Origin of the sequence: Hyphomonas oceanitis SCH89, from assembly GCF_000685295.1 — a bacterium.
Taxonomy (GTDB): Bacteria; Pseudomonadota; Alphaproteobacteria; order Caulobacterales; family Hyphomonadaceae; genus Hyphomonas; species Hyphomonas oceanitis.
Window position 1 is genome coordinate 56,621 of the sequence record NZ_ARYL01000016.1, and the last position, 13,673, is coordinate 70,293.

Below are 13,673 nucleotides of genomic sequence, written 5' to 3' on the forward strand. Positions count from 1 at the left end.
TTACGCCGCTACAGGCTTTCGTTCCCAAACCGCGTGCACCAGCTGTGCACGCGGTTCAAAGCCCATGCGCGTGTACATGGCGATGGCGACGTCATTGGTCGGATAGGTGTGCAGGAAGGGCGTAAGTCCGTCTGACAGAATCCTGTTGGCCAGCGCCGCAAGCAATGTCTTGCCATAGGCTTTCCCGCGATAATCAGGATGCGTGCACAGCGCGGTGATTTCCGTGAATCCGTCGGTCGCCAGCCGTTCGCCTCCCATGGCGACCAACCGCGCGCCATCCCGAATTCCCAGGAACCGCCCCATCGTATGCGTTCGGGTCCTGAAGGGGCCAGGCTTGGTCAGTGTTGCGAGCGCCAGCATCTCCGCAGCGTCGTCGTCGCCTAGCGTCACAAGCTCGACATGGCTGCTTGAGGCTGGCGGCTGCCCCGTCATGATCATCTGGAGGAGCGGACGCTCTATTGCGTTCACCGTCACAGGCGCTGCGGGCATGCTTGGCTCAAGGATCGATACGTCATACTCGGCAGGTATCTGCCGAACCAGGTCTGCCCAGGCCTCTTCCGATGTATCACGGGCGGCGATGAAGGGGCTCACCTCGGATGGAAACTTTCGCGCCAGTTTGCCCTGCGTATCGAAATGCGCTTGTCGGCTCGCCAGTGCGCTCCAGATCGGCCGATCAAGGGGGTGGGGCTGTGTCATTGTTTGCCTGCTTCGCTGGTGGATGCGCGGCGCTTGCCGAGCAGTGTCTCTATCGTCGTCATTGCATCGACGAGCTGGCGTCGCTCGGCGGCCGACAAGGGCGCGAGCATGTCTGCTGTCAGCGCCGCCTGACGCTCATCAGCGGCGTTCACGATGGTTTGTCCGTAATCGCTCAATGATAGCTCATGCAGGCGGGCGTCTGTCTCTGACGGCGTGCGGATCACGATTCCCTTGGCCACCAGCCGCGAGAGCAGGCGTGAAAGATAGGCCGCGTCCAGCTCAAGCTCACGGGCGATATCGCTGGCGCTGATCTTTGCGTGGTTACGGATTTCATAAAGGATCCGCATCTCGCCAAGCGTCCACGGCGTGTCGAGAAAAGTCTTCCGCAAGAGGCCGACTTCGCGCGTGTAGAAGCGGTTGAAGCCCCGCACGGCAGCAATGGCATCAGATAGGCTGGGGCGACTTTGAGGCATGACCGCACTTGGGCCAGTTAGTTGACTATGTCAAGTAACTGTCGCGCGCGAAACCCAGTCACGGAATATTCGCCAATCTCTCTTCGTGCGCCCTTGTCCCGGCAACGTCTTTCCGTCAGAAAGCCCGGCTTGTTTCAAACCGGGCCTAAAGGAGGCTGTCATGCGCAAGTTCAGTCTTCCCGCCTGGGTGCGGCCCGCCGACATATCGGACCTGCTCAAGCTGTCGGTGCCGATTGCGATCAGTCGTATGTCGATGATGCTGATGGGCATTACCGATGCGATCGTGCTCGGCCAGTATGCGCCGGGTCAGCTGCCCTACATCCTGAATTCGTGGCTTCCCATGGGCGTCTCCATCGGGTTCGGCATGGGCCTGCTGCTGGGTACGCAGGTGCTGACATCCGAACTGATCGGTATTGGACGCAAAGCGGATACGGGCCGCATCTTCCGGCGGGGGCTCTGGGCGTCGCTGGGCCTTGGCGCTGTGCTGACGGGGCTCGTCTTCTTTGGCGCCGAGCCGCTGTTTCACTGGATATTCGTTACCATCGCGCCCGTGTCAGAAGTCGCCGACAAGGCGGACCCGCACATCGTTGCTTCTGAGACGGCTAAGGTCACGCGCATCCTGTCCAGCGGCCTGCTGGCCTTCATGGTCTCCCAACTATGCAGCTTCTATCTCGAGGCGCTGCGGCGGCCGCTGCTGGTGACCGTGGTGATGTATCTGGGCGTGGCCATCAACCTGGTCATGGACCTCGCGCTCGTGGGCGGCTTTTGGGGCGTCGCACCAATGGGGGCAGAGGGCGTGGCATGGGCGACAACGGGCTCACGCTGGGCGCTGACGCTCGTCATGTTCATCATCGTCATCGTGCTTACCCCCGCCTTCCGAAAGTCCGTGGCGGGGCCCCTCCACGAGGGACGTCGCCAGTTCAGCGTCGGCATCGGCACAGCCATCAGCAATGTGGCTGAGTGGGGCGCGTTCAACATGACCTATATCATCGCCACATGGATCAGCCTCGCCGCAAATTCGGTCTATGGCTATTCGGTTCAGGTAATGGGCCTCTGCTTCATGTTCTATCTGGGCATCGGCTCAGCCACGAGCGTGCGGGTGGCCGAGGCCTTCGGCAGTGGCAACCGTGACGCGGTGCGCGATGCCGGCCGACTGGGCGTGGCCGCAACCATCGTCATGGGCATCATTCTCGCCCTTGTGCTTATCCTGTTCAACGGGCCGATCTCGACCATAATGGTGCGCTCGGATGCCGTGCTGAACGGCGTAGTCCTCGCACCAGCCATTGCCAGCCTCCTCGTCATCGCAGCGGCCATGACCATCTTCGACGGCTTGCAGGCGACCTCCTCGATGGCTTTGCGTGCGCAGGAAATCATCTGGACGCCTAGCGTGCTCCATGTCGGCTCGTTCGTGTTCGTCATGATCCCTGCCTGTTACTGGCTGGGCCTTGTCGAAGGGCGCGGTGCGCAGGGCATGATGGAAGGCGGGCTGATCGGCGTCGGAACGGCCGGTATCGTGCAAACCCTGTTCCTTGAATTGAAAGCGGCGCGCCTGCCAAACAGACGCGCCGCATGAATTCAGGACCGGCCTCCAAAACGGGAGGCCATATGTCCTAGAGGTCTTTGAGTGCCGTGGCTGGCTTGAAGGCCAGTGACGTTTTCTCTGGGATCTTGATTTTATCGCCGGTGGCGGGATTGCGGCCTTCGCGTGCGTTGCGGGTCTTCGCCGCGAACGTACCGAAACCTGCGATTGCCACTTGCTGACGCGACTTCGCTGCAGCAGCGATTGTGTCGAATACAGCGTCAACAGCCTTGCCAGCTTCGCTTTGCGAGAGGCCGGATTCGGCAGCAACTGCTTTTGTAAGTTCACCCTTGTTCATAGGGGTTCTCCTCTAAGTTAAACGGCGATCCCCCGCCGTTGGCTCGACATGCCCACGATTCGTTTTACGTGAATATGCCGAAAGGCCAGTAAACACAGGCTATGTGCCCAGAATCCAGCCCTCCTCGGCCTGAATATGCTCGATTTTTCGCTCGTCAAGCGATTTGCCTGTGGAAAACGTGCCCCCAAGGAGGCCTTTTTCGTCCAGTTGCGAATAATGACGGGCGATCTCGCGAACCTGCACTTCGTCCAGTGTTTCGCCTTTTTCCGGTTTTGCCTTGATCAATGAAGGGTAAATCTCGGCAATAACGACTTCAATGCCATCGAGACCTTCTTCCGTCATTTCGTCGGCATTTATCTCGAATGGCCAGATCCGCGCGTTCGGCCAGGCCGCCCGCAGCGCGTGGACATGGGGAATGCCGGTCAGCGACTGGCTGCCCACACTTCCCGTATAGGCAAGCTGCCAGACTGATTTCGGCTGGCCGACCTTCGTTTCGCGGAGGTGGTTCTCGACGATGCGGAATTCCGGCAGGGGCTGGCCGGCATAATCCGGCTTGGTCGACGACAGGGTCGACACGACATCCCGAGCAGGCGCGCCCCAGAACGGGTAAGGCCCTTTCGAGATGGCATAGTTCATACCGGCGGCAATGGCGTAGCGCGCATTGGAATTGTCGGCCTTGTCCTTCAGCTTGGTCGCCAGGTGCGCGTGCATCGCCGCCCAGGGCGCCTGCTTCGACACGTTCAGGCCCAGCGCCTCAGCTGTGCCGGCCGGATAGCCGAGCGAGAAGTCAAAGCCGAGCAGAACACGGTCGCCGCGCCGGGTCAGCTTGGCGACCATGTCCTCGATGAAGGCGCGTGCCTTCAGGCGCGTGTCGATATTGACCGCCTTGAACTGCAGCTTCAACCGGGCATCCTTCGCGAGTATCCCGATCCAGATCGAATTGGCGCCGAGAGCCGGCTTGGCCGCCGCGCTCCAGTCCACCATGATATAGGCATCGAACAGCCGTGCCATATTGCTCGTCTCCGTGACCGCTCCGCGGCCTTTGAAGACGCGGAGCGAATATGTGTTCTAGGTGAGTTTCACCAGCATCTTGCCGGTGTTTGCGCCTGTGAAGAGGCCCATAAAGGCTTCCGGCGCCTTGTCGATACCCTCCATCACAGTCTGCTCGAATTTCATCTTGCCGGCCGGGATCCACTTGGCCATGTCGGCGAAGAAGGCAGGCTGCATGTCGGCATGGGTCGACACGATGAAGCCCTGCAGCTTCAGCTGCTTGCCGACAGCCATGATGATATTGTGCGGGCCGACAGGCGTGCCGGTTTCATTATACTGGGCAATCATGCCGCAAAGCGCCATGCGTGCCATCGGGCGGGCAACCTCGATCGCGGCTGTCAGGTGATCGCCGCCGACATTGTCGAAATAGACGTCGATGCCCTTGGGCGAAGCTTCCTTGAGGGCCTTCACGAGGCCTGCAAAGCCGCCGGCCTTCTTGTAGTCGATGACATGATCTGCGCCGAGCGACTTCACGAACGCGCACTTATCCGGTCCGCCAGCTGAACCGATCACGGTGCAGCCCTTGTTCTTGGCGATCTGCACCACGGTCGAACCGACCGCGCCAGCTGCACCGGAAACGAAGACCACATCGCCTTCTTTAAGTTCTGCGACGCGCAGCAGGCCCGCATAGGCCGTCAGGCCCGGCATGCCGGCAACGCCGAGGAAGGCGCTCTCTGGCAGGCCCACGTCCGGCAGTTTCTGCACCATGGCAGCTTCAGGTTTGCCAACCCAAGCGGTGCGCCAGCCCATCATCGAGGAGACAAGGTCGCCCTCTTTATAGTCAGGGTGCGCGGACGCGGCCACGCGGCCCACAGCGCCGCCCTGCATCGTCTCGCCAATCTGGAAGGGCGGCACATAGCTTTCGCGGTCATACATGCGGCCGCGCATATAGGGGTCGACCGACATCCATTCGTTCTTCACTTGGATCTCGCCATCCTTGGGCGCGACGATCTCGACAGTCTTCTTGCCGAAGTTTGCCGGTTTCGGCATGCCCTCGGGGCGAGAGGCGAGGCTCCATTCGGTTGAACTGAGAGTAGCCATTGGGTGTTCCTTCCTGTTTATCGTTGTCGCTTAAGTGGACTGTCGCACCCCGGCTGTGAAGGGGGCGGCCCCAATATCTTGCCGTGCGCCTGCAGCACGGGTTTGATCTTGCGCGCTCCGGGCGACGCCGTAAGTTGCCGCAAAACAAAACAGCAAGGCAGGAAACCCATCATGAAAACGCGCCATCTCGTCGACCCGGACCTGCTTGCCATTGCGGATGCGTTCCCGCCGATAGACCTGCAGGAGAGCACCCTGCAAGGCATTCGGACGATGTTTGCCGAAATGAGCGTGATGGGCGATCCGGCCGCCTTTGGCGTCACGCGCCGGGAGGTGAGCGTGCCCGGCCTCACCGGAGCGCCGGATGTACGCTGCCTCGTGTATACGCCAACATCCACCGGCAAGGCGCGCCCGGCCTTCCTGCACATCCACGGTGGCGGCTACGTCATGGGCACGCCCGAAGGCTCTGACATCCGCAACATGCGCGTGGCCTCTGCGCTGGGGGCGGTCGTCGTTGCGCCTGACTATCGAGTCGCGCCGGAACACCCCTATCCAGCGCCGCTGGACGATTGTGCCGCAGCGCTCGCCTGGCTGTTCGGCAATGCGGATGAACTCGGCATCGATACAAAACGCGTAGCGGTGGGCGGCGACAGTGCCGGCGGCGGCCTCGCAGCAGCGCTTTGCCTGCGCACGCGCGACGAAGGCAAGTACACCATCGCTTTCCAACACCTGGTCTATCCCATGCTCGACGACCGGACGGCGGCGCACGGTGCACCGCTCGATCCCATCGTGGGCGAATATGTGTGGACACCCGCCGCCAACCGCTTTGGCTGGGGCGCCTATCTCGGCGGTAATACGCCATCCGCGCCCGCCGTGCCCGCCCGTGCGGAAAGCCTCGCGGGTTTGCCGCCGACATGGATCAATATCGGCGCACTCGATCTCTTCCTTGACGAGAACATGGCCTATGCGCGCCGCCTGTTGGCGGATGGCGTTGCGACGGAGCTGGTGATCTATCCCGGCGCCTTCCATGGTTTCCAGATGGCTGTGGAGGCACCCGTCGCCCAGCGTTTCGAGCGCGACTATCTGGAATCGCTGGCCCGTGGCCTCGGTTGTCAGATTAAACAGCCCGCCTAGGCATGACAGGGTTAATGCCTCCGCCTGCGGCAAAGTTTGCTGCCCGCAGCCCTTGCAGCAGGGGGCGATGCGGTGTCATGTCCGCCCATACGAGGGCCTGAACCATGACAAAACTAAAAGTAGGCGTCGCAGGCGCTGGCGTATTCGGAAATTACCACGCGCAGAAAGCCGCTGCTTCGGCGCGTACAGAGTTTATGGGCGTTTACGATATCGACCAGGCGCGCGCTGAAAGCGTCGCCAGCACATTTGGTGCGCCGGGCATGTCGGATTACAAGGCCTTCCTCGAGATGTGCGATGCCATCGTCGTCGCCGTGCCCGCGACCTTCCACGAACCGCTGGCGCGCGAAGCCATCGAGGCGCATTGCCATGTCCTCGTGGAAAAGCCGCTGACCCTCTCCGGCAAGACAGCGCGCAGTCTCGCCGATGAGGCCGCCGCACGCGGACGCATCCTGCAGGTGGGGCACCAAGAGCGTTTCGTCGCGCGTGCCATGGGCGTGCTCAGCATTGACGAAGCCCCGCTGCTGATTGAATCCGTTCGTGCCGGCCCGCCAGCTCCTGACAATCGCGCCGGCGACGTCTCGGTCATCTGGGACCTGATGATCCACGATCTTGATCTCGCCGCCATGATGCTCGGCACCGAATTCAACGGCGTCACGGCCAGCGGCAAGCGTGTCCATTCGCGCCACCTCGATGAGGCCAGTGCCCAGTTCACCTATGCCAGTGGCGGCGTCGCCCGCCTGCGCGCCAGCCGCGCGGCTGAGGTCCGTGAGCGCACCATGCGCGTCGTCTATCCGTCGGGCGAAATCGCCATCAACTTCCTGACACGCAAGGTCGAGAATTCGACGCCCTATGAAATACGCGTCGATATTGCGGCAGAGCTGCCCGATCCGCTCGGCGCCGCTGATGAAGGGTTCTACGCGGCCTGTCTCGGTCTCGCCCGCAGCCCGGTCCCGGCGCACGGCGCGGTGGCGGCTGTAGCCATGGCGGAAGCGGCGGAAGCGTCGGCGCTCGCCAAGGTTGACGTCTAGATCGGTCTAGCTACGTCCGGCCTGTTTCGGGTCGTGCTTCGGAGCAGGCGCCAGGCGCATCACTTCAGTCTGGAAGCGTTCATCGTCATCGGCCGCCAGATAGGGCAGGGCGTCCGAAATCGCTTTCTGCAGCGGCTCGAACCAGTCGCGATCCGCCTTCGAAAAATCTGACAGCACATAAGGCATGACCTGTGACTTGTCGCCGGGATGGCCAATGCCGATACGTATGCGGCGTACATTCTCGCCCAGATGCGCGATCATGGAACGGACGCCATTATTTCCGGAATGCCCGCCGCCGCGCTTCACACGGGTGCGGCCGGGTGCGAGATCAATCTCGTCATGGAGCACGGTCACGGCTTCCGGATCGAGCTTGTAGAACGTCACGGCCTTTGACAGGGCGCGACCGGTCTCATTGTAGAATGTTTCGGGTTTCACCAGCAGGACTTTGACGCGGCCATCGCCTGTATTGATCGTGCCTTCGGAAATCTGGCTCTCGAACTTGCTGCGCCAGGGCCCAAAGCCATGGTCGGCGTGAATTCTGTCGATAACGAGAAATCCGGCATTGTGCCGGTTGCCGGCATATTTCGGGCCCGGATTGCCCTGTCCTGCGAGGATCAACATCGGGGTATCTCCCTTGTCTGATCGTGCAGGGATCGGCTGCGTGCCCGGCCGTAAAAGGCCGAGCACGCTTTGCCAGATCGAACGGATCAGTCTTCGCTCGCTTCGCCGTCGGCGTCGTCGCCTTCAGCTTCTGCAGTCGTTTCGTCTTCGGCTTCTTCGCCCTCGGCATCGTCGGTTTCGACAACGGCAGCGCGGCCGGCAATCGTCGCGATCGTGAAGTCACGGTCGGTGATGGTCGGCTCGGCATCGGAAGGCAGCTTGATGTCGGAGATTTTCACATTGTCGCCGATTTCCAGTTTCGAGACGTCGGCCTCGATGGATTCTGGAATGTTGCCAGCTGGCACAAGCAGTTCGACCGTGTGGCGAACCACGTTGAGCGTACCGGCCTTCTTGAGGCCGGGGGACAATTCTTCACCGACGAAATGCACAGGTACTTCAACCTTGATTTTCTGTTTCGCGGTGACGCGGAAAAGGTCGACGTGCATCGGGCGGTCAGTGATCGGGTGCATCTGGATCGCTTGCGGGATCACCATCTGCTTCTTGCCGTCATGGACCAGTGAAGCGGTCGAGGACAGGAAGTGGCCGGTTTCAATGGCTTTGAGCACTTCAGGAAGGCGCAGGCTGATCGCGACTGGATCTTCGCCGCCGCCGTACAGGACGCCTGGCACAAAGCCGTTATTGCGGGCTTCACGTGCGCCGCCGGTACCGATGCGCTCACGCAGCTCGATATTGAACGTAATTTGTTTCTTGGACATGTTTTTTCCTTTCGCCCTGAAATCCGCCGCCGGACACCCGGACGGTGATAGCCTGACACGCACGGCCTTGCGCCGCCGTTTCAAGAGCGGGCCTATAGGCGATCAACGGGTATCTGGCAAGCTGCCACGGCAGGCCATGTCGCCGATAAGGAGCAGCATGCGCTCACCGTAATGGAAACAGCGGATTGCGCTGCTGCCCCTTATAGTCAGCCGGAAACAGGCGCCAGGGCGGAAAGCCCCCTCGGGACCACCCTGATCCGCTGATCTGTCTCGTATTTGAGACATTTTCAGGCATCAGGCCCGTACCAGCCCTTTAATCGGTCCGGCAATTCTGTAGAAAACTTCTCAAGTTGCCGTCTTCCCTATAAGCAACACACAGAAACGCACCAAAGGAGAGGCCCGACATGAGCGACGCCAACAAGACATATCCCGTCCCGGCCGGTTTTGCGGCAAACGCAAACCTGACGCCAGAAAAGTACCGGGAGATGTACGCGGCCTCGATCGCCGATCCGGAAGCCTTCTGGGGCGAGCACGGCAAGCGCCTCGACTGGATGACCCCCTACACGACCGTCAAGGACGTGTCCTGGGAAACCGGCGACCTGCACGTCAAATGGTATTCCGACGGCGTACTCAACGTGTCGGCCAACTGTATCGACCGCCACCTTGCTACACGCGGCGACAAGCCCGCGTTCATCTGGGAAGGCGACGACCCCTCCGACAGCTACACCGTCACCTACAACCAGCTCCATGTCGCCGTCAGCAAGTTCGCCAACGTCCTGAAGGAGCTTGGCGTCAAGAAGGGCGACCGCGTCACCATCTATATGCCGATGATCCTCGAAGCGACCTATGCCATGCTCGCCTGCGCGCGTATCGGCGCAGTTCACTCGGTCGTGTTCGGCGGATTCTCGCCCGAAGCGCTGGCGGGACGCATTGTCGACTGCAAGTCCGAAGTCCTGATCACCGCCGACGAAGGCCTGCGCGGCGGTCGGAAGGTGCCACTGAAGGTGAACGCTGATGCCGCCGCCACCATCGCCAATGGTATGGTCAAGAAGATGCTCGTCGTGCGCCGCACCGGCGCGGACGTGGCGATGACCGAAGGCCGCGACCACTGGCTCCACGAGATCGGTGCCGACATTTCCGCCGATTGCCCGCCCGAGCCGATGAGCGCCGAAGACCCGCTCTTCATCCTCTATACGTCGGGCTCGACCGGCCAGCCCAAGGGTGTGCTGCATACGACTGGCGGCTATCTCGTCTGGGCCTCGATGACCCATCAATATGTGTTCGACCTTAAGGAAGACGATGTCTTCTGGTGCTCGGCCGATGTCGGCTGGGTCACGGGCCACACCTATATCGTCTACGGCCCGCTCGCGAATGGCGCGACCAGCGTGCTCTTCGAAGGCGTGCCAACCTATCCGGACGCGAGCCGTTTCTGGCAAGCCTGCGACAAGCACCAGGTCACCATCTTCTATACCGCGCCTACCGCCATCCGCGCCCTGATGCGCGAAGGCGAAGTGCCTGTGCGGAAGACCTCCCGCAAATCGATACGCCTGCTCGGTACGGTCGGCGAGCCGATCAATCCGGAAGCCTGGGAATGGTATTTCCACGTCGTCGGCGAAGAACGCTGCCCGATCGTCGATACATGGTGGCAGACCGAAACCGGCGGCACGATGATTGTGCCGCTTCCCGGCGCGACCGACATGAAGCCTGGCGCCGGCAGCCACCCCTTCTTTGGCATCAAGCCGATCCTTGTTGATGCCGAAGGCAACACGCTTGAAGGCGCCGCTGATGGCAACCTGCTGATCACCGACAGCTGGCCCGGCCAGATGCGGACAGTCTATGGCGACCACCAGCGCTTCATCGACACATACTTCACCGCCTATCCCGGCACCTACTTCACCGGCGACGGATGCCGCCGCGACGAGGATGGGTTCTACTGGATCACGGGCCGCGTCGATGACGTGATCAACGTCTCCGGCCACCGCATGGGCACCGCCGAAGTCGAAAGCGCACTCGTCAGCCATGATGCCGTCGCTGAGGCAGCCGTCGTCGGATACCCGCACGACATCAAGGGGCAGGGCATCTATGCCTATGTCACGCTCGTGGCAGGCTGCGAGGCCACAGACGACCTGCGCAAGAATCTTGTCCAGCACGTTCGCGCTGAAATTGGCCCGATCGCTTCGCCCGATCTCATCCAGTTCGCGCCGGGCCTGCCGAAGACGCGTTCGGGTAAGATCATGCGCCGTATCCTGCGCAAGATCGCCGAGAACGAGTTCTCCAATCTGGGAGACACGTCAACGCTGGCCGATCCTGAAGTCGTCACCGACCTGATCGAGCATCGCCAGAACCGGCCATAGGCGCTTAACTTGTAGAGCCTTTTAAGTAGTGTGAGGTGAAGGGATCTACCAAAATTTGAAAATAGTCAGATTCCATTTGAATCTCTATTTTATCAGGTCGACCACGGAGACTCCTGTCTTTCCGGCCTGATCAATCGCTTCGAATATCATTTCTATTGGCACGGCAGCGCCCCATTCAATATGCGCTTGAGCTTGTCCTACAGAGCCGTCATCTTTATGCCCACTGAGTAATTGCAAGCCTTCGTAAAAGTGAATATGGATACCTGCCAGCCAAGTCACATTTTCAGCTAGCCCTAGCACAAGGCCGCCTGATGTGCCCGGGCGCCCTCCAGGGGTGTATGTTAAAAGCCAATGGTGAAAGCCGCTATAGCCATCGAAACCGGCTGCACGAAATGTTTGGGGTGGGGAGCTAATATCCTGGCCCGGGAATCCCTGCCAAACGTAGTGCGCTATGATAGGGACGTTGATATGCTCACCTGGTTGTCCGCTACCAATTTGGAATGTTTTCTCAAGTGCTAGCCCTTGGAAGGACATTTTATTATTGCCATTGAAGTAGGGCGGTGAGGGCTTTTCGTCAGGGTGCAGCTCTATTGCCGCCACGTCAATGTGCAGGCCATTAATCCTTGCGCCAACTACTCTCCGATTGGTCAAGTCGAATTTTGTATCTGGTGTACTGGTGAATGCGATATCCGATGCTGTAACTTCACCTGTCACATCAACAGAGCCATCTATGGTGGGTCCAATATTGTGCCAACAAGTAAAAATCCACGTCGATCCATTGTAGTCTACAATAAAACCTGTGCCATACTTTTGGTATTTGTTATGTGTAGAGATCAGTTTATGAGTGAACGTCGGCATGTCGATCTGAGTATTCGTAGAGAATTTCATAAATATTTTTGCCTTTTCTACTTACTTTGACGTGAGTCTAATCTCAGCCTTTGCCTGGTAGGATAAAATGCAATTGAATGTAGCGCTATTTTTGCGATGCGGTTGAAAATTTCAATCAAAACATTTTATAGATGTGGCGGTGAATATTTAGATAGCTGGCAGGTCCACGATAAATCGGGCGCCGCCTTCTTCGCGGTTCTCGGCATAAACTTCGCCGCGATGCGTCGCGATGATCTGTTTGACGATGGAGAGGCCCAAGCCGGAATTGTTGCCAAAGGCCGTGCCCTTGGGCCGGTCGGTGTAGAAACGGTTGAAAATCTCTTCCAGCTTGTCGGGCGGTATGCCGGGGCCAGTATCTTCGACACGCACGCGGGCAACGGTCTGCGGACCGCTGTTCGTCTGCTCCAGCGTCACCTGCACGTTCGCTCCGGGCGGCGAGAAAGACTTGGCATTGTCGATCAGGTTGCGCAGCACCTGTCCCAGCGGGCCTTCGCGTGCGCGAACCAGAAGGCGCGCGCCCATCGTGGCATCCTCGAACGATACCGTGATATCTTCCGGCCCGTCGACCATGGCCTCATAAGTGCGCACCACATCGCGGGCAAAGCGCGCAATGTCGATCTGTTCAGTGGGTACACGCGTCATCTCGGCTTCGATGCGTGAGGCATTCGAAATGTCCGTAATCAGCCGGTCGAGTCGCTTTACGTCAGACGCGATCACATTGCGTAAGCGCTGGCTGGCGACCGGGTCTTCCGTCACCCGCTCCGCCGTCTCAACGGCCGAACGAATGGAAGTCAGCGGATTCTTCAGCTCGTGCGCGACGTCGGCGGCAAACTGCTCGTTTGCCTCGATCCGCTCCAGCAGCGCCTCGGTCATGCCCTGCATGGAGGAGGCAAGATTGCCGATCTCGTCCTTGCGTTTCGTCAGCGCCGGAATGTCGATCCGATCAGACGCACCTGAGCGGATACGATCGGCTGCAAGCGACAGGCGCCTCAAGGGCCGCGCAATACCCAGCGTCAGCAGGAAGGACGTAATGAAAGCCACCAGCACGGCGACGCCAATGAACGGCACCAGCGCAGCGCGCTCCGCCCGGATGATCTCGTCAATATCGCTGGCTTCCAGCGTCAGCACGCCCACGACGGCCGACACGCGCTGGATGGGCATGGAGACGGAAATGATCCGCTGGCCACGATCCGAGAAGCGCTGGCTCGCGGCAACATCGCCCAGAACGGCGCTGTCGAATTCCTCCTCGAAACTCTGCGTCCGGATCGCTTCGGAGCTGCGGCGCGGCATGATCGGCCCGAACACACGGCCCGCCCATTCCGACAGGGCCGCACCGATGCGGGCAATCCGGCTCGGCTCCTTGATCGGGGGGAGGGCATCAATATCGACGCGTTCAGAGAGATAGAAGCTGTCACCCACCAGCTCTTCGTCCGGCGTATAGATGCGGGCGCGCACACGCTCGGGCAGGTTCAGGCGAACGATCGTCTGGCGGGCGGCATCCACGTCGAGGCTCGGCTCGGGCGTGGTGGCATCCTCGCCGAGCAGGCTGGTGAAAATCTGCGCCTGTGCGACGAGGTCCTGCTTCTTCGAGACGACGAAACCCGCGCGCATCTCGTTCAGCACCATGGCGCCGATAATCAGGATGGCGAGACCGGCCAGGTTGGACGCAAAGATCAGTCGGGCAATGCGCGAACCCAGGAACATGGATCCGCGCCGTTTGCCCGGCAACCTGATGCGTTTCGACTCAGCCATCCCGTTC

At 60.4% G+C, this 13,673-nt stretch carries 13 protein-coding genes; 4 read left to right on the forward strand and 9 right to left on the reverse strand.

Annotation, left to right across the window (positions count from 1 at the left end; genetic code table 11):
• Both HOC_RS11590 and HOC_RS11595 read right to left on the reverse strand, forming a co-directional pair.
• On the reverse strand, positions 1 to 696 hold the full coding sequence (locus HOC_RS11590) for a GNAT family N-acetyltransferase (RefSeq protein ID WP_035538709.1): 696 nt from the start codon (positions 694 to 696) through the stop codon (positions 1 to 3).
• A complete protein-coding gene (locus HOC_RS11595; RefSeq protein WP_051624808.1) occupies positions 693 to 1,169 on the reverse strand; it encodes a MarR family winged helix-turn-helix transcriptional regulator in 477 nt (158 codons plus the stop codon). Before HOC_RS11595 ends, HOC_RS11590 begins: the two co-directional genes overlap by 4 nt.
• 160 nt (positions 1,170 to 1,329) lie before the next feature.
• On the opposite strand from HOC_RS11595, the gene HOC_RS11600 reads away from it, so the two are divergent.
• Positions 1,330 to 2,742 carry an MATE family efflux transporter gene (locus HOC_RS11600; protein ID WP_035538710.1) on the forward strand — a complete coding sequence of 471 codons (1,413 nt, stop codon included), beginning with the start codon at positions 1,330 to 1,332 and terminating at the stop codon, positions 2,740 to 2,742.
• 37 nt (positions 2,743 to 2,779) lie between these two features.
• Here HOC_RS11600 and HOC_RS11605 read toward each other — a convergent pair whose 3' ends face one another.
• From HOC_RS11605 to HOC_RS11615, 3 genes are all read right to left on the reverse strand, one after another.
• Positions 2,780 to 3,046 (reverse strand): HU family DNA-binding protein, encoded by a 267-nt coding sequence (locus tag HOC_RS11605; RefSeq protein ID WP_034738305.1) that lies wholly within the window; start codon positions 3,044 to 3,046, stop codon positions 2,780 to 2,782.
• 99 nt (positions 3,047 to 3,145) lie between these two features.
• Entirely contained in the window at positions 3,146 to 4,057 is a 912-nt protein-coding gene (locus tag HOC_RS11610; RefSeq protein ID WP_035538712.1) for a hypothetical protein, read from the reverse strand.
• Between the two features lie 57 nt (positions 4,058 to 4,114).
• Entirely contained in the window at positions 4,115 to 5,137 is a 1,023-nt protein-coding gene (locus tag HOC_RS11615; RefSeq protein ID WP_035538713.1) for an NADP-dependent oxidoreductase, read from the reverse strand.
• A gap of 171 nt (positions 5,138 to 5,308) precedes the next feature.
• Here HOC_RS11615 and HOC_RS11620 point away from each other — a divergent pair, with 171 nt between their 5' ends.
• Together HOC_RS11620 and HOC_RS11625 are read left to right on the forward strand one after the other, a co-directional pair.
• Positions 5,309 to 6,268, forward strand: a complete 960-nt coding sequence (locus tag HOC_RS11620; RefSeq protein WP_156950470.1) for an alpha/beta hydrolase — start codon at positions 5,309 to 5,311, stop codon at positions 6,266 to 6,268.
• A 104-nt stretch (positions 6,269 to 6,372) separates the two neighbouring features.
• The gene (locus HOC_RS11625; RefSeq protein ID WP_035538715.1) at positions 6,373 to 7,296 is read left to right on the forward strand and encodes a Gfo/Idh/MocA family protein; all 924 of its coding nucleotides are present in this window, start codon (positions 6,373 to 6,375) and stop codon (positions 7,294 to 7,296) included.
• A 6-nt stretch (positions 7,297 to 7,302) separates the two neighbouring features.
• Here HOC_RS11625 and pth read toward each other — a convergent pair whose 3' ends face one another.
• Positions 7,303 to 7,917: an aminoacyl-tRNA hydrolase gene (gene pth, locus HOC_RS11630; protein ID WP_035538716.1), complete on the reverse strand. Its 615-nt coding sequence runs from the start codon at positions 7,915 to 7,917 to the stop codon at positions 7,303 to 7,305.
• 86 nt (positions 7,918 to 8,003) lie between these two features.
• Entirely contained in the window at positions 8,004 to 8,672 is a 669-nt protein-coding gene (locus tag HOC_RS11635; protein WP_035538719.1) for a 50S ribosomal protein L25/general stress protein Ctc, read from the reverse strand.
• Positions 8,673 to 9,076: 404 nt separating this feature from the next.
• Between HOC_RS11635 and acs the strand changes: the two genes are divergently transcribed.
• Positions 9,077 to 11,026: an acetate--CoA ligase gene (acs, locus tag HOC_RS11640; RefSeq protein WP_035538720.1), complete on the forward strand. Its 1,950-nt coding sequence runs from the start codon at positions 9,077 to 9,079 to the stop codon at positions 11,024 to 11,026.
• 84 nt (positions 11,027 to 11,110) lie between these two features.
• Here acs and HOC_RS11645 read toward each other — a convergent pair whose 3' ends face one another.
• Both HOC_RS11645 and HOC_RS11650 read right to left on the reverse strand, forming a co-directional pair.
• A complete protein-coding gene (locus tag HOC_RS11645) occupies positions 11,111 to 11,914 on the reverse strand; it encodes a hypothetical protein (protein WP_035538722.1) in 804 nt (267 codons plus the stop codon).
• A gap of 147 nt (positions 11,915 to 12,061) precedes the next feature.
• On the reverse strand, positions 12,062 to 13,666 hold the full coding sequence (locus HOC_RS11650) for a stimulus-sensing domain-containing protein (RefSeq protein ID WP_035538724.1): 1,605 nt from the start codon (positions 13,664 to 13,666) through the stop codon (positions 12,062 to 12,064).
• Between the last annotated feature and the right edge of the window lie 7 nt (positions 13,667 to 13,673).